The organism is Paenibacillus sp. J2L1-98, assembly GCF_056269405.1.
In genome coordinates this window covers 181735-202860 of sequence record NZ_JBWDNW010000001.1, presented here as the reverse complement: position 1 = coordinate 202860, position 21126 = coordinate 181735, and the positions used below count along the sequence as shown (strand labels likewise).

At 47.0% G+C, this 21126-nt stretch carries 18 protein-coding genes; all 18 read left to right on the top strand.

Going from position 1 to position 21126, the window contains the following annotated elements; all coding sequences use genetic code 11:
* The first annotated feature begins 38 nt into the window (after window positions 1-38).
* Complete coding sequence (locus AC0YNZ_RS00940) at window positions 39-4346, top strand: PolC-type DNA polymerase III (protein WP_475824878.1); 4308 nt, start codon at window positions 39-41, stop codon at window positions 4344-4346.
* A gap of 169 nt (window positions 4347-4515) precedes the next feature.
* Entirely contained in the window at window positions 4516-4977 is a 462-nt protein-coding gene (gene rimP / locus AC0YNZ_RS00935) for a ribosome maturation factor RimP (RefSeq protein ID WP_110768980.1), read from the top strand.
* A gap of 38 nt (window positions 4978-5015) precedes the next feature.
* Window positions 5016-6113, top strand: coding sequence for a transcription termination factor NusA (nusA, locus tag AC0YNZ_RS00930; RefSeq protein WP_110768979.1), 1098 nt, complete (start codon window positions 5016-5018; stop codon window positions 6111-6113).
* A 51-nt stretch (window positions 6114-6164) separates the two neighbouring features.
* The gene (rnpM, locus tag AC0YNZ_RS00925) at window positions 6165-6479 is read left to right on the top strand and encodes an RNase P modulator RnpM (protein ID WP_056637219.1); all 315 of its coding nucleotides are present in this window, start codon (window positions 6165-6167) and stop codon (window positions 6477-6479) included.
* Complete coding sequence (locus tag AC0YNZ_RS00920) at window positions 6466-6798, top strand: L7Ae/L30e/S12e/Gadd45 family ribosomal protein (protein WP_056637221.1); 333 nt, start codon at window positions 6466-6468, stop codon at window positions 6796-6798. The genes rnpM and AC0YNZ_RS00920 overlap by 14 nt, the downstream gene beginning before the upstream one ends.
* Window positions 6788-9424: a translation initiation factor IF-2 gene (infB, locus tag AC0YNZ_RS00915; protein ID WP_475824877.1), complete on the top strand. Its 2637-nt coding sequence runs from the start codon at window positions 6788-6790 to the stop codon at window positions 9422-9424. Before AC0YNZ_RS00920 ends, infB begins: the two co-directional genes overlap by 11 nt.
* A 7-nt stretch (window positions 9425-9431) precedes the next feature.
* A complete protein-coding gene (gene rbfA / locus AC0YNZ_RS00910; RefSeq protein WP_110768977.1) occupies window positions 9432-9788 on the top strand; it encodes a 30S ribosome-binding factor RbfA in 357 nt (118 codons plus the stop codon).
* A complete protein-coding gene (locus AC0YNZ_RS00905; protein ID WP_475824876.1) occupies window positions 9785-10774 on the top strand; it encodes a DHH family phosphoesterase in 990 nt (329 codons plus the stop codon). The genes rbfA and AC0YNZ_RS00905 overlap by 4 nt, the downstream gene beginning before the upstream one ends.
* Before the next feature lie 3 nt (window positions 10775-10777).
* Complete coding sequence (gene truB / locus AC0YNZ_RS00900; RefSeq protein ID WP_475824875.1) at window positions 10778-11692, top strand: tRNA pseudouridine(55) synthase TruB; 915 nt, start codon at window positions 10778-10780, stop codon at window positions 11690-11692.
* 44 nt (window positions 11693-11736) lie between these two features.
* Window positions 11737-12684: a bifunctional riboflavin kinase/FAD synthetase gene (locus AC0YNZ_RS00895; protein WP_475824874.1), complete on the top strand. Its 948-nt coding sequence runs from the start codon at window positions 11737-11739 to the stop codon at window positions 12682-12684.
* A 211-nt stretch (window positions 12685-12895) separates the two neighbouring features.
* Window positions 12896-13165, top strand: a complete 270-nt coding sequence (gene rpsO, locus AC0YNZ_RS00890) for a 30S ribosomal protein S15 (protein WP_053375765.1) — start codon at window positions 12896-12898, stop codon at window positions 13163-13165.
* Window positions 13166-13317: 152 nt separating this feature from the next.
* A complete protein-coding gene (pnp, locus tag AC0YNZ_RS00885) occupies window positions 13318-15417 on the top strand; it encodes a polyribonucleotide nucleotidyltransferase (protein ID WP_110768973.1) in 2100 nt (699 codons plus the stop codon).
* Window positions 15418-15625: 208 nt separating this feature from the next.
* Window positions 15626-16624: a polysaccharide deacetylase family protein gene (locus AC0YNZ_RS00880; RefSeq protein WP_475824873.1), complete on the top strand. Its 999-nt coding sequence runs from the start codon at window positions 15626-15628 to the stop codon at window positions 16622-16624.
* Between the two features lie 111 nt (window positions 16625-16735).
* A complete protein-coding gene (locus tag AC0YNZ_RS00875; RefSeq protein ID WP_110768971.1) occupies window positions 16736-18004 on the top strand; it encodes a M16 family metallopeptidase in 1269 nt (422 codons plus the stop codon).
* A complete protein-coding gene (dut, locus tag AC0YNZ_RS00870; RefSeq protein WP_475824872.1) occupies window positions 17985-18428 on the top strand; it encodes a dUTP diphosphatase in 444 nt (147 codons plus the stop codon). Before AC0YNZ_RS00875 ends, dut begins: the two co-directional genes overlap by 20 nt.
* Window positions 18429-18563: 135 nt before the next feature.
* Window positions 18564-19463 (top strand): dipicolinate synthase subunit DpsA, encoded by a 900-nt coding sequence (gene dpsA, locus AC0YNZ_RS00865; protein WP_475824871.1) that lies wholly within the window; start codon window positions 18564-18566, stop codon window positions 19461-19463.
* On the top strand, window positions 19460-20047 hold the full coding sequence (locus tag AC0YNZ_RS00860; RefSeq protein ID WP_056637256.1) for a dipicolinate synthase subunit B: 588 nt from the start codon (window positions 19460-19462) through the stop codon (window positions 20045-20047). Before dpsA ends, AC0YNZ_RS00860 begins: the two co-directional genes overlap by 4 nt.
* Window positions 20048-20078: 31 nt before the next feature.
* Window positions 20079-21113 carry an aspartate-semialdehyde dehydrogenase gene (locus AC0YNZ_RS00855; RefSeq protein ID WP_475824870.1) on the top strand — a complete coding sequence of 345 codons (1035 nt, stop codon included), beginning with the start codon at window positions 20079-20081 and terminating at the stop codon, window positions 21111-21113.
* The last annotated feature ends 13 nt before the right edge of the window (window positions 21114-21126 follow it).

The window sequence follows — 21126 nt, the reverse complement described above, 5'->3', positions numbered from 1 at the left end:
GAAGCTAGCTCGGTTCGGATCTTAAGGAGTTGAGTTTTATGAGCCAAACCGTGGACAAGCGGCAGCGCTTCGAGCTGCTTTTGCAGCAGGCGCAGCTGCCGCATGAACTTATCCAAACTTATTTTCAAGATGGTTATATAGATCAAGTTATCGTTAGCAACAGCAACCGGGAATGGACGTTTTGCATCCGCAAAACGTCCATGGTTCCTTTACAGGCCTATAATGGTCTGTGTCAAGCTGTTCGGGTGAAGTTTGAGCATATCGCAGCGGTCACCTTTGTACTCATCTACGATCCTGTAGTGGAGACGGAGTCCATTGTTTTGCAATATTGGGGATTATTTATGGAATGGGCACAGCGCGAGATCGCTTCCGTAAATGGATGGCTGCAGAAGGCTACCATTGCAGTTGAGGGCGACGTGCTGACGCTGTCTTTGCTCGATAATACAGGTTTGGAGCTTGCCCGCAAAAAACGTTTGGACGAGGAAATTATACGTTTTTACAATCAGTATTTTCAGCGCGCATGCAAAGTGAAAATGATCGTCAGTGAGTCCAGACAGGAGATTTTGGACGAGTACGCCCTTCGGATAGAGCAGGAGGAGCGAGAATACGTTCAGGAGCTGATGGCCAGCTCGCAATCCGAATCGGACCTCGTTGATGATGCTGAAATTAAGCTTGCTGTCGGTTATGATATTCGGGAAGAGCCTGTTCCATTGATGAACATCATGGAGGAAGAGAAGAAAATTACGGTACAAGGCGCTGTTTTTGGTCTTGACGTGAAGGAGCTTCGCAACGGAAGCACCTTATTTACGTTTAATGTTACCGATTTCTCGGATTCAATCGCAATGAAGATGTTTGCTAAGACGAAGGATGACGTAAAAATATTAAACCAGCTGGCTAACGGCAAGTGGGTTAAAGCACGCGGGCGGATCGAATACGACCGCTTCATGCAAGAGCCTGAGCTGGTCATGATGCCAAATGATTTGCATGAGGTGAAATCGCCTCCTGATCGTATGGATAAAGCAGAGGAAAAGCGCGTCGAATTTCATCTTCATACAACGATGAGCGCAATGGACGCGGTTACGCCAATAGACGTATATATTAAGACCGCCGCAAAATGGGGACATAAAGCCATTGCGGTAACGGATCACAGCAACGTACAATGTTATCCCGATGCGAATAAAGCAGCCAAAAAAAATGGTATCAAGGTGCTGTTCGGCGTAGAAGCTAATGTCGTTAACGATGCGGTTCCGATGGTGCTGGAATCCAGACCAGAACCGCTTGCAACGGCAACTTACGTCGTGTTCGATATTGAGACGACGGGCTTATCGGTAATCAACAACAAAATTATAGAGCTGGCCGGCGTTAAAATGCGCGAAGGCAAAGAAATCGACCGTTTCTCAACGCTAATTGATCCGCATGAAAAAATCCCATATCATATCCAGCAGTTGACGAATATCAATGATGATATGGTAAAAGGGCAGCCGGACATTGAGCCGAAGCTTCGCGAATTTATCGAGTTTATCGGTGATGATGTGCTGGTTGCGCACAATGCAAGGTTCGATATCGGTTTTATTCAAGCGAACTGTAAAGCATTTGGCATGCCAGAGGTGAAAAATCCAGTGCTGGATACGCTGGAGCTGGCCAGATTTATTTTTCCGACACTCAAAAATCACCGTTTGAATACGTTAGCAGATAAATACAAGATCAGCCTCGAAAACCATCACCGGGCTGTGGATGACTCACTCGCGCTCGGCGGCGTGCTTTACGGCTTGATTGCAGATGCAGCAGAGCGGAATATTACGAACCTGCATCAATTAAATGATTATGTCGGCATTGATTTATCGAATTCACGTCCGTTCCACAGCAATATTTACGCGTTAAATGCGGTCGGCAAGAAAAATTTGTTTAAGCTTATTTCTATTTCGCATACAGAGCATTTTAAACGAGTTGCTACGATTCCAAAGAGCAAGCTCGTCGAGCTCCGAGAAGGCTTGCTCGTAATTTCCGGCTGTGAGAAGGGCGAGTTTTTCGAGACGGTGTTGAATAAATCGTACGAAGAAGCGCTGGACGTTGCCCGCTTCTATGACGTCCTTGAAATTCAACCAATCGACTTTTATATGCATCTGGTTGAGAAGGGGCTTGTCGGCAGCCGGGCTGAGATCGAGCAAGCGCATCGCCGGATTTGTGAAATCGGTGATGAACTCGGTAAACCGGTAATCGCTACCGGGAATGTGCATTATTTGAATCCGCGCGACAAAATGTACCGGGATATTACGATTCACGGCATAACGGGCTTCAGTCCGCTGAAGAGTATACGCAAGCCCGATGCTCATTTCCGCACGACGGAAGAAATGTTGGAGGAGTTTGCTTTTCTCGGCGAAGCAAGAGCATACGAGGTTGTGGTCAAAAATACGGTTGAGCTAGCTGATCGTTTTGAACCGTATGATATGTTCCCGACAGGCCTGTTCGCGCCAAACATTGAAGGGGCAGATGAGGAAATTCGCAATACCTGCTACGACACGGCGAAATCGATGTATGGCGAAGAGTTGCCGCAAGTCGTCATTGACCGCTTAGAGAAAGAACTAGTACCGATCATTAAATTTAAGTTTTCCGCCAACTATTTGATTTCTGAAAAGCTCGTGAAGAAATCCAATGCGGACGGTTATTTGGTCGGCTCGAGGGGATCGGTCGGTTCTTCAGTCGTCGCTACGTTTCTAGGCATTTCTGAGGTTAATCCGCTGCCTGCCCATTATTTGTGCAAAAATTCGGATTGCCGGCATAGCGAGTGGTTTTTGGATGGAAGTATTCCAAGCGGCTTCGATTTACCGGACAAGCTATGCCCGAAATGCGATAAGCCGATGAAGGGCGAAGGACAGGATATCCCGTTTGAAACGTTCCTTGGCTTTAAAGGCGATAAGGTTCCCGATATCGATCTTAACTTTTCTGGCGATTATCAGCCAGTCGCCCATAACTATACGAAAGTATTGTTTGGCGAGAAAAGCGTATTCCGTGCGGGTACGATCGGTACTGTCGCAGAAAAAACGGCCTACGGTTTCGCTAAAAAATACGAAGAGGAGCACAGCAAGAAATGGCGCGGAGCGGAGCTCGCCAGACTTGCTAGCGGCTGTACCGGCGTAAAGCGGAGTACCGGACAGCATCCGGGCGGTATTGTCGTCGTTCCCGACTATATAGAGGTCGAGGATATTACACCCGTGCAGTATCCTGCAGACGATGTGAACGCGGAATGGAAAACGACTCATTTCGATTATCATGCTTTTGATGAAAATTTGCTGAAGCTCGATATACTCGGACATGATGATCCGACCATGATGCGGATGCTGCAGGATTTGACGGGGGTTGATCCGACTTCCATTCCGATGAACGACCCTAAAGTAATGAGCATGTTTAACTCTACGAAAGCGCTGGACGTTCCGGGGGAGCAAATACGTTCTTCGGTTGCGACTTACGGCGTACCCGAGATGGGAACTAAATTCGTAAGGCAAATGCTTCAGGAAACGCAGCCGTCCTCTTTTGCGGATTTGCTGCAAATTTCCGGTTTGTCGCACGGTACTGGCGTTTGGCTCGGAAATGCCCAGGAGTTAATTAAGAACGGAACCTGCAACATTAAGACGGTTATCGGCTGCCGGGATGACATCATGCTGTTCCTGATTTACAAAGCGGGCATGGATGCAGGTCTTGCGTTTAAAATTACGGAAAGCGTGCGTAAAGGAAAAGGCTTGACGCCGGAGTGGATAGAAGAGATGAAACGGTGCAAGGTGCCGCAGTGGTACATCGATTCCTGCCTGCGCATCGAGTATATGTTCCCGAAAGCGCATGCTGCCGCCTACGTTATTTCCGCGGTTCGAACTGCATATTTCAAACTCTATTATCCGATTCAGTACTATGCCACTTACTTTACGGTCAGAGCGGATGATTTCGATTTAGAGCTGCTGTGCCAAGGGTACGATGCGATTTTGCGGAAGCTGATTGAAATCGAAGCTAAAGGGTTTAATGCGCTGCCTAAAGAGAAAAACATGGTTTCCCAGCTGGAAATGTCGCTTGAAATGACAGCAAGAGGCTTCTCATTCAAACCGATTGACCTGTACCGCTCCGATGCAACGAAGTTTCTTGTTGACGGTGATTCGCTTATTCCGCCATTCGCTGCTATTGCCGGTATCGGAGATAACGCGGCACGCAACATTGCAGCTTCTAGAGATGATGGCGAGTACTTGTCGATCGAGGATTTCCAAATGAAATCGAAGGCGACGAAGACGATTGTTGAGGTACTCGGCAACATGGGATGCTTCCGTGGATTGCCTGAATCCAATCAGCTTTCACTGTTTTAGAATAAGGCCGGTTAGAAAAGATTTCTTGTCACTATAGTGCGGTTATGATATAATTTTTCTGGCAATGATGATGATAAAGACTTTGATGCAGAAGAGTGGGGAAACCCACTCTTTACGTTTTGTAATTGGCAAAATGGCATAGTGCGTATAAACAGGAGGTCAACTGAATTTGAGTAATTCCAAAATCAAAGCTGCCGTTCAAGATATGGTGCTACCATACCTAAGCAGTAATGGATTTGAACTAGTTGATATTGAGTATGTCAAAGAAGGCAGCAACTACTTCCTTCGCATATTCGTGGATAAAGAAGGCGGCATTGATATCGATGATTGCGGCCGCATCAGCGAATTTATGAGCGAGCAATTAGATAAAAACGATCCGGTAACTGACGCTTATTTTCTAGAGGTTTCTTCCCCTGGCGCAGAAAGACCGCTTAAGAAGGAAGAAGATGTCCGTAAAGCAATCGGTAAACACGTTTACATAACGACATATGAACCGATTAGCGGCGCTAAAGAATTCGAAGGGCTGCTTCTTGCATTTGACGGGGAAAATGCGGTTGTACGTACAGGGAAGAAGGATTATACGATTCCTTATGCCAAGGTAGCAAGCGCAAGGCTCGCTATCGTGTTTTAAATATTGTTTTTTATATTGAAAGGGGGAAATCCAGTCCAATGAGCATGGATTTTATTGAAGCATTACAGGAAATAGAAAGAGATAAAGGGATTACGAAGGATGTGCTTCTGGAAGCCATCGAGGCCGCGCTTATCTCCAGCTACAAAAGGAATTTTAATACTGCGCAAAACGTACGGGTCGATATAAATCGTCATACTGGCGTTATTAAAGTATATGCCCGTAAGACGGTTGTCGATGAGGTGCTGGACCCGCGTCTGGAAATTACGGTAGAGGCATCGCGTGAAATCAATCCTCACTATCAGCTTGATGATATTGCTGATATTGAAGTGACGCCGCGTGACTTTGGACGTATCGCTGCCCAAACAGCGAAGCAAGTCGTTACGCAACGTATTCGTGAAGCAGAGCGCGGACTGATTTATAACGCATTCATCGATAAAGAGGAAGATATCGTTAACGGTATCGTTCAGCGTCAGGATGTTCGCAACTTATTCGTGGATCTTGGCAAGGTTGAGGCTGTATTGCCTTTGACTGAGCTTATGCCAACCGACAAGTTTAAGCATGGCGACCGCGTGAAGTCTTATATCACGAAAGTGGAAAATACGACTAAAGGTCCACAAATCATTTTATCCCGTACGCATCCGGGCTTACTTAAACGTTTGTTCGAGCTTGAAGTGCCGGAAATCTATGACGGTGTCGTAGAAATCCGTTCGGTTGCCCGGGAAGCTGGCTTCCGTTCGAAAATCGCCGTTCATTCCCGTAACTCCGAGGTTGATCCAGTTGGTTCATGTGTCGGGCAAAAAGGACTGCGCGTTCAGACGATCGTAAACGAGCTTAAAGGCGAGAAGATCGATATCGTTCGTTGGTCTGAAAGCGTGGATGAATATGTTGCGAATGCACTCAGCCCATCCAAGGTGCTTGAGGTTATCGTGTTCGAACAGGAGAAGATGGCCAGAGTTATCGTACCGGACTATCAGTTATCGCTTGCGATTGGTATCAAAGGTCAGAATGCGAGGCTTGCCGCTAAGCTTACTGGCTGGAAAATCGACATTAAGAGCGAGACACAAGCGGAGCAGGAGTATGGCCGTCCTAAATCATTGACTACGGTTATGCACCAGGACTCGGTTTCCATCGATTAAACAATTGTTAGATGGATAGCGTCATTTCAGTTGGCATAGGAGGGGTGTACAATGAGACCGAGAAAAGTACCACTTCGCAAATGCGTCGCTTGTCAGGAGATGAAGCCGAAGAAGGAACTTATTCGGATTGTGCGGACACCGGCCGAAGAGGTGCAGATTGACCTGACAGGCAAAAAAGCGGGCCGCGGAGCGTATTTGTGCGGTAAAGTGAGCTGCTTTAAATTAGCGAAGAAATCCAAGGCGCTTGATCGAGCGTTAAAGCAGCATGTTGGAGAGCATATTTATGATCAGCTTGAGCAGGATTTCGTTGCGGTAGAGGAGCAGTTTATCGCCGGCAAGGAGCTGATAAGCGATGAAGCAGAATAAGAGCTTATCGCAGCTTGGCATGGCAATGCGTGCCGGCAAGCTTATTACTGGCGATGAAATCGTGCTTAAAGCGGTAAGATCCAAACAAGTGCATCTCGTTATTATTGCAGGGGATGCTTCAGAAAATACGAAAAAAAAATTTCGTGACAAATGCAACACCTACGGTATACAACTCGCCGAAGCATTCGACCGTGAGCAACTAGGAAAGGCGATTGGTAAGCCAGAACGGGTTGTAATAGCGGTAACCGATGCACAATTCGGAAAAATGATTGCGAGTCATCTGAGCCATAATACGGAGGTGGACCATATTGGACAATAAACAAGACAGCAAGGACAATAAAGATAAGCTGCGCGTTTACGAGTATGCCAAGTCACTTAATATGAGCAGCAAAGAAATCATTACGATTCTTAAACGACTTGATTTACCTGTCAATAACCATATGAGTGTCATGGAGAATGAGATGGTAAACAAAGTCGAAGGATTTTTTCGCAATATTAAACAAAATGCCGCCGCTAAGCGTGCACAGGAAACAACTAGCGTATCTGTATCCTCCGCTCAACCAACTGCAAGCAGGCCGCAATCGCAGCAGCCGCAGCAGCAACAGGAACGGAAGGTACAGCCGATTCAAGAAAACAAAAATCTAAAGCAAGACAGACAGGGGCCTATGAATTCTATTAATACGAAACCACAAACCAACCAACAGCAGTCTGAACAACGACCAGCAGGACAACAATCGAGCCGTCCAGCGCAACAGTCCAGCAATAATCGTCCGTCACAAGGAAACAATAGCTCCAGCCGTCCGAACCAAGGACAAGGCGGACAAGGAAATCGCCCGGGTCAATCAAACGCGGGTTCAAGCCGTCCAGGCCAAGGTCAGGGCGGTCAAGGGAATCGTCCAGCTTCATCTGGACAAAACCGTCCAGCGCAAGGCGGTCAAGGGAATACAGCAAACCGTCCAAGCGCTCCGCGTCAAGATGCAACCAGCCGTCCGGCTCCATCCGGCCAAAGCCGTTTTGACTCCAAACCGGCGCAAGGTCAAGCACGCGGTAATGACAATAGAAATGCAAGACCTGGTCAAAAAAGATTTGAAGATGGAAAACCGGGTGGCTTTAGAGGGAACAACAACCGCGGTCAAAAAGGACGCGGAGGAAAATACCAGCAGCAGCAGCCGCCACGTGAGAAAATCGACAATACACCTAAAAAGATTATCGTACGCGGTACGATGACCGTTGGCGAAATGGCTAAATTGCTTCATAAGGATGCATCGGAAGTAATCAAAAAGCTGATTTTCCTAGGCGTTATGGCTACGATCAACCAAGAGATCGATATGGACGCCATTCATTTGATCGCTACAGATTACGGCGTAGAGGTTGAAGTGAAAATTCCGGTTGAGGAAGATGACTTCGAAACCGTTGAAGAGACAGATGAAGATGAGGATTTGGTATCACGTCCACCGGTTGTTACCATTATGGGTCACGTTGACCATGGTAAAACGACCCTGCTTGATGCGATTCGCAAAACGAACGTAACAGGCGGAGAAGCCGGCGGTATTACGCAGCATATCGGTGCTTACCAAGTTGAAATTAACCATAAAAAAATTACGTTCCTCGATACTCCGGGTCACGAAGCGTTTACGCTTATGCGTGCCCGTGGAGCGCAGGTGACGGATATCACAATTATCGTTGTAGCCGCTGATGACGGCATTATGCCGCAAACGGTCGAAGCGATCAACCATGCCAAAGCAGCTGGCGTTCCAATTATCGTAGCGGTTAACAAAATCGATAAGCCGGAAGCGAATACCGAAAAAATCAAGCAAGAGATGACCGAATATGAACTCGTTCCGGAAGAGTGGGGCGGCGATACAATTTTTGTCGAAGTTTCCGCTAAGCAAAGAATTGGTCTTGAAGGCCTTCTCGAAATGATTCTATTGGTTGCAGAAGTGAATGATTACAAAGCGAACCCGAACAAGCGCGCTCGCGCTACCGTTATTGAAGCCGAGCTTGATAAAGGTAAAGGTCCGGTTGCGCGTATTCTCGTACAGCACGGAACGTTGAAAATCGGTGATGCTTTCGTTGCAGGTAACTGCTTCGGCCGTATCAGGGCAATGGTGAATGATAAAGGCCGTCGCTTAAAAGAAGTTGGTCCTTCTACTCCAGTAGAAATTACTGGTTTAACCGAAGTTCCGCAAGCCGGAGATCCGTTCATGGTGTTCGAAGATGAACGTAAAGCCCGCGCCATTGCTGACCGTCGTTCCATTAAACAGCGTCAATCGGATATGGGTGCAAATACACGCGTAACGCTTGATGATCTGTATAACCATATCAAAGATGGTGAAATTAAAGACCTGAACGTTATTATTAAATCTGACGTTCAAGGCTCGTCTGAAGCACTCAAAGGCTCGCTCGCAAAAATCGATATCGAAGGCGTTCGAGTAAAAATCATCCACAGCGGTGTTGGTGCGATTACGGAATCCGACATCATTTTGGCGTCAGCTTCAAATGCAATCGTAATCGGGTTTAACGTTCGCCCTGATCCGCAAGCTGAAGCAACAATTGCGCAAGAAAAAGTTGACGTGCGCATGCACCGCGTCATTTACAATGTAATCGATGAGATTGAGCAAGCCATGAAAGGTATGCTTGATCCGATCTTCAAAGAGGTTGTTATCGGTCATGCTGAGGTTCGTAACGTATTTAAAGTTACGAAGGTTGGCGCAATTGCAGGTTGTATGGTCACTTCCGGTAAAATTACCCGTAACGCAGAAGCGCGTCTTATTCGTGCCGGCATTGTAGTCTTTACAGGCAAGATCGATTCCCTTAAGCGTTTCAAAGATGATGCCAAAGAAGTTGCTCAAGGTTATGAGTGCGGTATAACGCTTGATCGTTACAACGATGTTCGTGAGGGAGACACGATCGAAGCGTTTGTCATGGAATCAGTAGAGAGGTGAGTATAGCATGGCAAAAATCCGGGTAGGACGGGTCGGCGAACAAATTAAAAAAGAGCTGAGCCAAATTATTCAAACAGAGCTGAAAGATCCAAGAATCGGTTTCATTACCGTAACCGGTGTTGAAACGTCGAGCGATCTGTCGCAAGCTAAAGTGTTTTTAAGCGTGCTTGGCAGTGAAGAACAGAAGGAAGCCACGCTTAAAGCTCTTGCAAACGGAACAGGCTTTATTCGCACTGAGCTTGGCAAGCGTATGCGCCTTCGTCATACTCCAGTACTGCTGTTTAAGTTTGACAGCAGTATCGAGTACGGCAGCCGTATCGAAGCACTGCTTGAAAACATCAATAGCGGGAATTCAGCCCGATGACGGTACAAGGTAGCTATTTGAAGCAGTTGGATGATGCGCTGGCGTTTATCAGCGATTCCGATCATTTTCTGGTCGTGTCGCATGTTCAGCCGGACGGTGATGCTATAAGCTCTACTGTAGTCGTAGGCTGGCTGCTTCAGAAAATGGGCAAATCGGCTGTGCTGATTAATGAAAGCGAGTTGCCTTCGAGACTTAGCTACTTACATCAATTCGATTCGATTGTTAATTATAAGCAAGCTGTGCCACAGCAAAAATTCAATGCCATTATTTCGGTCGATTGCGCGGATTTCAAACGCATCGGGGAAGTGGCGAGCAGCTTTGCCCCAGAAGCAAAGCTGCTCAATATTGATCACCATCCGACGAACAACGGATTCGGTGCCGTAAATGTCATAAGAGCGGAAGCTGCTGCCACAGTTGAAATATTGTTTGATCTAATCGAGCGGGCAGCAATTTCGTTGGATCTGAATTGCGCAACGGCTATCTATACCGGTTTATTAACCGACACGGGCGGCTTCCGTTACTCTAATACGAGTCCGCGCGTAATGGAGATTGCCGCTCAACTTCTTGCTGTGGGCGTGTCCGGTAACGAGCTTGCCGATCATTTACTTGAGAAAATGACATTGGCAAAGCTTAAGCTTCTACAAATCGCTTTAAACCGGCTCACCTTTTCAGATAACCTGGAGATCGGTTGGGTTTATATCGGCAAGGATGATTTGCGTAATACAGGCGCGGTATCTGAAGACCTTGAAGGTATCGTAAATTATGCTCTTAATGTTGATGGGGTAGAAGTCGGCATACTCTTTAAAGAAACAGACGACGGCGCTGTCAAAGCGAGCCTGCGTTCAGCAGGCAAAGCTAATGTAGCCGCAATCGCGCAAGCATTTGGCGGTGGCGGTCATGTTAGGGCAGCAGGCTGTCGACTTGAAGGTTCATTAACAGATTCGATTACAGTGCTAGTGGAAGCGGTCAGAAAGGCGTTGGTTTAAACGATGGACGGCATTTTGGCAGTTTGGAAGCCTGAAGGCTGGACTTCCCACGATGTGGTTGCGAAGGTTCGCCGAATACTAAAGATGAAGCGGATTGGACATGCTGGTACGCTTGATCCTATGGTGACTGGTGTACTCCCTTTATGTTTGGGACGTGCAACTAGAGTGGTTGAATATGTACAAGAGCGACCTAAGTCATATGAAGCCGTATTGCAGCTTGGTATTGCTACGGATACGGAAGACTTAACCGGAACGGTCATCGAGCGCCAATCGTCAGTTGCTGTTACTGAGGAAGCGGTTCGTCAAGCATTATCGCGTTTTAACGGTGAAATTGAACAAGTTCCGCCGATGTATTCTGCGGTAAAAGTGGATGGCAAACGTTTGTACGAGCTGGCGAGAGAAGGAAAAACGGTTGAGCGGAAATCGAGAAAAGTGACGATTCATCAAATTAATCTCATTGACGCACAGCTTGAACTCGAACAGCCGAAAATAACGTTCTCGGTCGTTTGTTCAAAAGGTACATACATTCGCACCTTATGTGTAGATATCGGCAAATCGCTGGGCGTTCCTGCGACAATGGCCCATTTGACGAGAACGATGTCAGGCGGTATAACGAAGGAAAGCTGCTTGACGCTGGAACAGATCGAGGAATTGCAGCAGACTGGTAAGTTAAGCGAGCATTTAATTGCCGCGGATGAAGCCATTGCGCATTTGGAGCGGGCAACCGTTCCGGAATCGATCGGGAAGCTTGCTTTGCAGGGGCAGAAAGTTAACCTGAACCATGCAGGCATTTCGGCATCAACAGCTGAAGATGGACAGCTCATCCGTCTTTATAACGATCATAGCTCGTTTCTTGGCATTTTTCAGATTGATCTGGGAGCAGCTGCTTTCAGGCCAGTTAAAGTATTTTCGGCTTAACCTATCGATGTAGAAAGTTAACAGGAAATGCAGGTGTTTCAGCGTTGGAAATTATTCCATTAAGTTTTCCTTTAAACGGATTGTCCACGTTATCGCTGGACAGACCGCTTTCCATAGCAATCGGTCACTTTGACGGTGTTCATCGCGGGCACCAAAACGTAATTCGCCAAGCAGTGAATGAGGCGAAGGGAGCCGAAATGCTATCGGCGGTCTTAACCTTCGATCCCCATCCGAAAGAAGTTCTCGGACAAGGGGATCAATATTACCGTTGTCTTACGCCTCTTGACGTTAAGACTGCTTTATTCGCTGAGCTCGGAGTAGACCTTGTATTTGTTATGAGGTTTGATCACGAGTTTGCTTCCGTATCTCCTGAGCGATTTGTGGACGAAGTGCTGCGGACACTGCGTGCCAAGCAGGTAGTTGTAGGCTTCGATTTTAATTTCGGCCATAAAGGCTTAGGCAATACAGAAGCTCTGAAGCAGTTAGGACAACCCGACATCGCCGTTCATGTCATCGAACCTCTGTTCGAGAACGGGATAAAAGTGAGCAGCACCTATATCCGTGAAGCGCTTGAGCTGGGTGATCTAGAACTGGCTGAACGCTTGCTTGGGCGTCCGTACGAAGTACGCGGCAATATCGTGCATGGAGATAAGCGAGGAAGGACAATCGGCTTTCCGACAGCTAATCTTAAGTTTAATGCTTCGTACATCGCGCCGAGACTGGGCGTCTACGCGATAACGGCTTGGCTTAACGATAAAGCATATCCCGGCGTCTTGAATTACGGCTTAAAGCCAACCTTTCATGAGAAAGAGCTGCAGCCGGTGATGGAGGCTCATTTGTTTGACTTCAATGGAGACATCTATGGTGAACAGATGCGTTTGCAATTCCATTCGTTTATCCGTTCTGAGAAAAAATTCAATTCCATTGATGAACTTATCAAACAAATCGAATCCGACTCGCATCAGGCTAAGGAAATTCTCGGTTACCACTGACGTGCATGTTTGTTTCAAGGTGATATTAACTTCTTGATAGTTAGGAAGATATGCTCCTCGACAACTGTCCGCATTATATGTTATACTATACAACGTTGTGAGTAGTCATACATGCTGTATGTATTACCCAAAACTTAACCTTAGCTTGGGTGTCCGATCTCACCGACGGCAGCGAGGCTAATGGCGATTATTTAGAAGGAGGTGAATTAGGATGGCAATTACACAAGTACGTAAAAACGAACTGATTGAGACGCATAAGACACATGCAACTGACACGGGTTCTCCGGAAGTTCAAGTAGCTATCCTGACTGAAAACATCGTTAACTTGACTCAACATTTGCGGGAGCACAAGAAAGATCATCATTCCCGCCGTGGTTTGCTCAAGATGGTAGGTCAGCGCCGTAAGCTGCTTGCATACCTCAAAAACAATGATGTTAGACGTTACAGCGCATTGATCGAAAAACTCGGCCTACGCCGTTAAAACATGCGTAATGAAAAGCAACCTGGTTGTCCAGCCGTCCGGGAATACCGGATATGCGGATTCGGGTTGCTTTTTGTAATAGGGAGACACTCAGAAAAACCTGCCGATTTGCAGTGAAATAGACAAAACAAATAACCTTTAGGAGGGATAAAATGGTACAACGAATTGAGATGATAGTAGGCGGAAGACCGCTATCCATTGAAACAGGCCGCCTTGCGAAGCAAGCGAATGCCGCTGTAACCGTGCAATACGGCGATACTGTCGTATTGTGTACTGTAACAGCTTCTGCAGGACCGAAAGATCTGGATTTTTTTCCATTGACAGTAAACTACGAAGAACGTTTGTACGCTGTCGGTAAAATCCCTGGTGGATTCATTAAACGTGAAGGCCGTCCAAGCGAGAAGGCGATTTTGTCCAGCCGGCTTACGGATAGGCCTATTCGTCCGTTGTTCCCGGAAGGCTTCCGAAATGACGTTCAAGTGATGAATATCGTTATGAGCGTGGACCAGGACTGCCCGCCGGAAATCGCATCTATGATCGGTACCTCGGCTGCATTATCGATTTCTGACGTTCCATTCGACGGTCCGATTGGCGGCGTAAGCGTTGGTCGCGTGAATGGTCAATTTGTCATTAATCCGACAGTTGAGCAGGAGCAGCAAACGGATCTGTTTGTTGTCGTAGCCGGCACAAAGGATGCCATAATGATGGTTGAAGCGGAAGCGAACGAAGTTTCTGAAGAAGTTATGCTCGAAGCGATTATGTTCGGTCATGATGAAATCAAAAACATTGTTGCCAAGATCGAGGAATTGCAAGCGATTGCCGGCAAGCCGAAAATGGAAGTTAAACTACATACCGTGAATGCACAAGTAAATGCTGAAGTTCGCGCTTTTGCTTCTGCCCAGCTGGTAGAAGCCATTAAAGTGGAAGAGAAACATGCCCGCCAGGATGCTATTGACGCTGTTAACAGCGCGGCTGTTGCTCACTTTGAAGAGCAATATATCGATACGCCAGAGCTGATTTCCGATGTGAAGGAAGTTCTTTATGACATCGTGAAGGAAGAGGTTCGCCGTCTAATTTCGCATGATAAGGTTCGTCCAGACGGTCGTTCACTTGAAGAAATTCGTCCAATTGATTGTGACGTAGCGCTTCTGCCACGTACACATGGTTCGGGCTTGTTCACGCGTGGACAAACACAAGCGTTAAGCATTTGTACATTAGGCGCAATGGGCGACGTTCAAATTTTGGACGGCATCTCTCCTGAGGAAACAAAACGTTTTATGCATCACTACAACTTCCCGCCATTTAGCGTTGGTGAGGCTCGTCCGCTTCGTCCGCCGGGGCGCCGGGAAATTGGTCACGGAGCGCTTGGCGAGCGCGCGCTTTCCAAAGTTATCCCATCTGAAGCGGATTTCCCTTATACGATTCGTCTCGTTTCCGAAGTGCTGGAATCGAACGGTTCATCATCACAAGCAAGCATTTGTGCAAGCACGCTGGCTATGATGGATGCAGGCGTACCTATCAAAGCTCCTGTTGCAGGTATCGCGATGGGTCTCATTAAAGACGGCGAACACTTCGCTATCCTCTCTGATATTCAAGGCATGGAGGATCATCTTGGCGATATGGACTTCAAGGTTGCCGGTACAGCTGAAGGCGTAACAGCTATTCAAATGGACATCAAAATTGCGGGCATTAATCGGGCGATTTTGCAGCAAGCTCTTGAACAAGCACGTCAGGGACGCATTTTTATACTAGGTAAAATGCTGGAAAGCCTGCCGACTACACGGACAAGCTTATCGAAGTATGCGCCGAAAATTTTGACGCTTCGCATTAACCCGGACAAAATCCGTGATGTTATCGGCGCAGGCGGAAAAATCATCAACAAAATTATTGAAGAAACAGGCGTTAAAATCGATATCGAGCAAGACGGAATGGTATTCATTGCTTCCTCAAACGAAGAGATGAACCAGAAGGCAAAAGCGATTATCGAAGGTATTGTGAGAGAGGTTGTCGTTGGCGAAATTTACGTGGGTACAGTTAAACGCGTAGAAAAATTCGGTGCTTTTGTTGAGATTTTGCCGAATAAGGATGGACTTGTCCATATTTCGCAGCTGTCGACTGAACGTGTTGCCAAAACGGAGGATGTCGTGAATATTGGCGACCAAATCAAAGTTAAAGTAACAGAAATCGACCAACAAGGCCGAATTAATTTGTCTGCCAAAGTATTAATGACGCAAGAAGCATCACCGCAATAAGAGTTCATCTCTAAGGCGAAAAATAGCAGCATGAGTAAGAAAAGAGCCAGATTCGATCTGTCTCTTTTTATTTTTTTATATAGGACCGAATTGCCGTAGCTCGTTTATGCTTGCATAATCTCGTCCCATATTTCATACAAATGGATTAACATGCTTCTTTAAGGTCAAGCTTAGGAAGAGTGCGAGGTCGTTTACGGGAGTGGGAGTTATGATGGTGAGAAAAGCTGCTGCAATCGCTGCAAGCATGCTGATGCTGCTTGTTTTCGTGAGCATTAATGATGATGTATCGCAATTTCTTGCCTCATTGAAATATGGCAATGCTAAACCGGCTTCAGCAGTGCTTACTGCTTCCCTGCCGGAGCGTCAAAGGCTGCTGACCATCATTTCAGCGGAAGCGGAGAAGCGAAAAATCGATCCTGTTGATGCGCGGATTGACCGCGTATGGAAAGCGATTCCTGGTTATAATGGGATAGAAGTGGATGTAGAGAAAACGCTTGAAGCAGCATTGCTTGCTCCTCCCACGAATACGATACAGTATGTCTTTAAAGAAGTTGAGCCGAAAATCAAGCTTAACGATCTTGGCCCCTATCCCATCTACCGCGGAAATCCGAACAAGAAAATGATTTCCCTCATGATTAATGTAGCTTGGGGTAATGAATACATAGATTCTATTCTAAAAACACTCAAACGGGATAATGTGAAAGCAACCTTTTTCTTAGATGGCAGCTGGCTGAACAAGAACGCGGATATCGCCAAACGAATACAAGCCGAAGGACATGAGATGTCTAATCATGCATATACTCATCCTGATATGAGTGCTTTAAGCAGGCAGGCGCAATATAATCAAATTTCCAAAACCGAGGCGTTATTGAAATCCGCATTAAATGTAAATAACAAATGGTTTGCTCCTCCGTCAGGCTCATTTAATCAAGCTACCGTTCAAATTGCCGAGGAGCAGGGATTAAAAACGGTGTTGTGGACAATCGACACGGTTGATTGGATGAAGCCCCCGGCTGATTCAATTATACGCAAAATCTCGATGAAGCTGGAGCCGGGCGCATTAATACTGATGCATCCCACATCCTCGACGCGCGATGCGCTTGCAGGCATAATCGCTACGGCTAAAACAAAGGGCTATACGCTTGGAACGGTCAGTGAGACGCTATCATCAAAGCGCATACCTGCTGCTGTTGAGGGGGCCGACTGATTCTGATATAGTAAAAACATTCATGTTTAAAAACACATGCTTACGATGCCAGTTCTGTTCGGCAAAACTAATAATGAAGTATTGCCGCGCAAAACATTAGGAGGACTACTGGTGAAAAAATACACGCTTAGCAATGGATTACGCGTTGTCGTCGAATACATTCCGACCGTAAGATCGGTTTCGTTTGGTATTTGGGTTAAAACGGGCTCCCGTAATGAGACGCCTGAAAACAACGGAATTTCCCATTTCATTGAACACATGCTGTTCAAAGGCACAGAGAACCGTACGTCGAAGGACATCGCTGACTTATTTGACGGCATTGGCGGTAATGTCAATGCGTTTACTTCTAAGGAATATACATGTTATTTTGCAAAAGTGCTTGATGAGCATTTGCCGCTCGCTGTGGACGCGCTTTCAGACATGTTCTTCCATTCTAAGCTTGATCCCGAGGAGCTGGCGAAGGAAAAGAATGTCATTCTCGAGGAAATTTCCATGTACGAGGATACCCCCGATGATAAGGTGCATGACGAAGCGTCGCGTGCCGCATTTGGAGATCATCCGTTAGCTTATTCGATATTAGGGCTTGAGGATCGTTTGTCAGCTATGGACTCGAATACGCTTCGCGGGTATATGAACGATGCGTATACGCTTGAGAATACGGTCATCAGTGTTGCAGGCAACGTGGAAGAGCAAGGCCTGCTCGCTTTATTGGAGAAGCATTTTAACAGCTTTTCGAACAGCAAGCCGTCATCCTCGATCGTAAGTCCGCCGGCTTTCCATGGCGATTACTTATTTTACAAGAAGAAAACCGAACAAAATCATTTATGTATATCATTTCCTGGCTGTTCAATTACTGATTCTCACTTGTATGCTATGATTCTGCTTAACAACGCGCTTGGCGGCGGAATGAGCTCCAGACTGTTCCAAGAAATTAGAGAGAAGCGCGGACTTGCTTATTCTGTCTATTCCTACCACACGTCCTATGCAGATACGGGCTTGTTTACTCTTTACGCGGGAACGGCTCCTAAGCAAACCAAGGAAGTGCTCGACTTGACGATGGAGCAGCTTAACGAGCTGTCTGTTAAAGGTCTGGGCGAAGATGAATTGCACCGTGGCAAGGAGCAGCTGAAAGGGAGCTTGATTTTGAGCCTTGAGAGCACGAGCAGCAGAATGAACCGTTTAGGCAAAAACGAGCTGATGCTCGGTCAACACTATACTTTAGACGAGCTGCTGAATCGGATCGATTCGGTACAGATGGCGGACGTTGTTGAAGTGACGAAGCGTATGCTGTCCGTACCTTTTTCCGTCGCAATGGTAGGCTCTAATGATAAAGCAGCAGCGCAGCTGGGGAGGAATCAATTTGTATCAAGTTCTATTTAAACGACTAGAAGGAAATGAAGATATCGCGATTCCGCGAAAAATGTCCGAATGGGCTGCGGGCTTTGACCTGCAGGCTGCTGTAGGAGATCCAACCGTGTTAGAGCCAGGAGAGCGCAAGCTCATACCTACCGGCTTTGCAATGGCTATGCCAGGCGAGCTGGAAGCACAAATTAGACCGCGCAGCGGACTCGCATACAAGCATGGCATTACCTGCTTGAATTCACCAGGAACAATTGATGCGGACTACCGGGGCGAGGTAAAGGTGCTTCTTATCAATTTGGGCCAGCAGCCATTTACGATTACGCGCGGAGAGCGGATCGCTCAAATGGTGTTCCAGCAGGTGCCTGCGGTTACGATTACTGAAACCGAACAATTGCCTGACACTGTACGAGGCGCGGGCGGCTTCGGCCATACGGGCGTATAGGCCGGGATTAAATAATCATACAACTTTTTTATAAAAAGATCGGGTTTTTTGCCTGATCTTTTTTTATTTTTCACCCCGCTCTGGGCGCAAGCATAAGATGATCTAGATCTAGTAGCAAGAAAGGAGTGAAGCTTAATGCTAACAGGCGTTCAAGTGCTGCTGCTTGGCGGTGATGCAAGACAGCTCGAGGTCATACGCAAGCTGACAGAGCTTGATGCTACCGTCACCGTCTCAGGCTTTGACGGCTTACATTCGTCGCTGGACGGAGCCGTTCAAGCGGAGTTCGAAGAACAGCTGTTCGAAGGCATCGATGCGCTTCTGCTGCCCGCGGTAGGCACAGATGACCAAGGCTTGATCCATGCTGTCTTCAGCGATCGTGAAATGCAGCTGACTGATAGCCATTTTGCAAAGCTGCCAAAACACTGCACGGTGTATACGGGAATGGCCAAACCATATTTACGCCAGCTGTGCGAGCAGCACACATTATCTTTAATTGAGCTGTTTGACCGTGATGATGTCGCGATATACAATTCCATACCGACAGCGGAAGGCGCATTGATGATGGCGATTCAGAATACCGATATAACCATTCACGGTGCATCCTCCATGGTACTCGGTTTTGGCAGAACAGGATTTACGATGGCCCGCACACTTCAAGGTTTAGGATCGAAGGTGAAGGTTGGCGTACGTCGTTCGGAGCAGTTTGCAAGAGCTTCGGAAATGGGCTTCGAGCCTTTCTACATCAGTGGTTTGTTGCAGCATGTAAGCAATATTGACTTGCTTTTTAATACAATTCCGACTATGATAGTCACAGCGCAAATTATCGCAAATTTACCTTCGCGGGCCGTAATAATCGACCTCGCATCGAAGCCTGGCGGCACTGATTTCCGCTTTGCAGAGAAGCGGGGAATTAAAGCGATGCTCGCACCCGGACTACCCGGTATCGTCGCACCCAAAACAGCTGGACGTATCATGGCGGATTGCTTATCTCAGTTGATTTTGGAAGATACGATTAAGCGGGGGAATGGGATATGAATTGGTCTGGAATAACTGTGGGTTATGCTTTGTCTGGCTCGCACTGTACATTTGCTGAGGTTATGCCTGAGATTAAAAGGTTCGTCGATGCAGGTGCGAATGTGGTGCCGATCGTATCGAATACGCTTATGACCACGGACACGAGATTCGGAAAGTCCGAGGATTGGCAGGCGCAGCTTAAAGCAATTACTGGAAACGAATTGATATCTACGATCGTGCAGGCGGAGCCGCTAGGTCCTTCTAAGCTTCTGGACGTTCTCGTCATAGCGCCATGCACAGGCAACACAACGAGCAGACTAGCAAATGCGATAACAGACAGCGCGGTGCTCATGGCTGCCAAGGCGCAAATGCGCAATGGACGTCCGATTGTGCTTGCCATTTCAACAAATGATGGTCTCGGTTTAAATGCCGCTAACATAGCGAAGCTGCTAGTGGCTAAACATATTTATTTCGTACCGTTCGGCCAAGATAACCCTGTGCAGAAGCCTAATTCGCTTGTTGCCAGAATGGATTTGGTCTTGGAAGCATGCGAAGCCGCCCTTGCGGGAAAACAGCTGCAGCCTCTGCTTGTCGAACGGCACTAATGACACATGTATAGAGGGGAGACGACAACAAATGTCGAATCAGAAATTGTTTAATGTTGCTGTAGTAGGAGCAACAGGCGCAGTAGGGGAACAAATAATAAAATTACTAGAGTCAAGAAACTTCCCGATTGAGAACCTTAAGCTATTATCGTCTGCTCGTTCAGCAGGCACCAAAATTAATTTCAAAGGTCAAGAGCTGACGGTTGAAGAAGCAACGCCGGATAGCTTCAAAGGTGTTGAAATTGCTTTGTTCAGCGCAGGCGGCGACGTTACTAAAGCTTTGGCTCCGCATGCGGTTGAGCATGGCGCAGTATGTATCGATAACACGAATGCATACCGTATGGATGAGAACACTCCGCTTGTCGTTCCTGAGGTAAATATCGAGAAGGTAAGCGAGCATAATGGCATTATCGCAAACCCGAATTGTTCGACAATCCAAATGGTAGCTGCGCTTAAGCCGCTTCAAGACCGTTATGGCATTTCCCGTATCATCGTTTCCACATATCAAGCCGTTTCAGGTGCGGGAAGCCGTGCAATTGACGAAATGCTGCGTCAAACGCAGGCTGCACTCAATGGCGAAGCTGTAAACCCGGATATTTTGCCGGTAGGAGCATTGCCGGTTAAGCATCAAATCGCATTCAATGCGGTTCCGCAGATCGATAAATTTCAAGAGAATGGCTATACGCTCGAAGAAATGAAAATGGTTCGCGAAACGAAAAAAATTATGGGTGACGAGTCCATCCAGGTTACGGCCACTTGCGTGCGTATTCCTGTCGTTTACGGTCACTCGGAATCCCTGTATGTAGAACTCAAAAACGACTACGATTTGGAAGAGGTAAAGCAGCTGCTGGCAGATGCACCGGGCATTACGCTCGTTGACGATCCTGCTAACCAGCAGTACCCGCTTGCGACTGACGCTGCCGGCAAGCCGGATGTATTCGTTGGTCGCTTGAGACGCGATCTAGGGTCTGAACGCGGACTTAATATGTGGATCGTCTCCGATAACCTGCTCAAAGGCGCAGCATGGAATGCTGTTCAAATCGCTGAACATATCGCAAAAGGTTAACTTATTAAGTAAA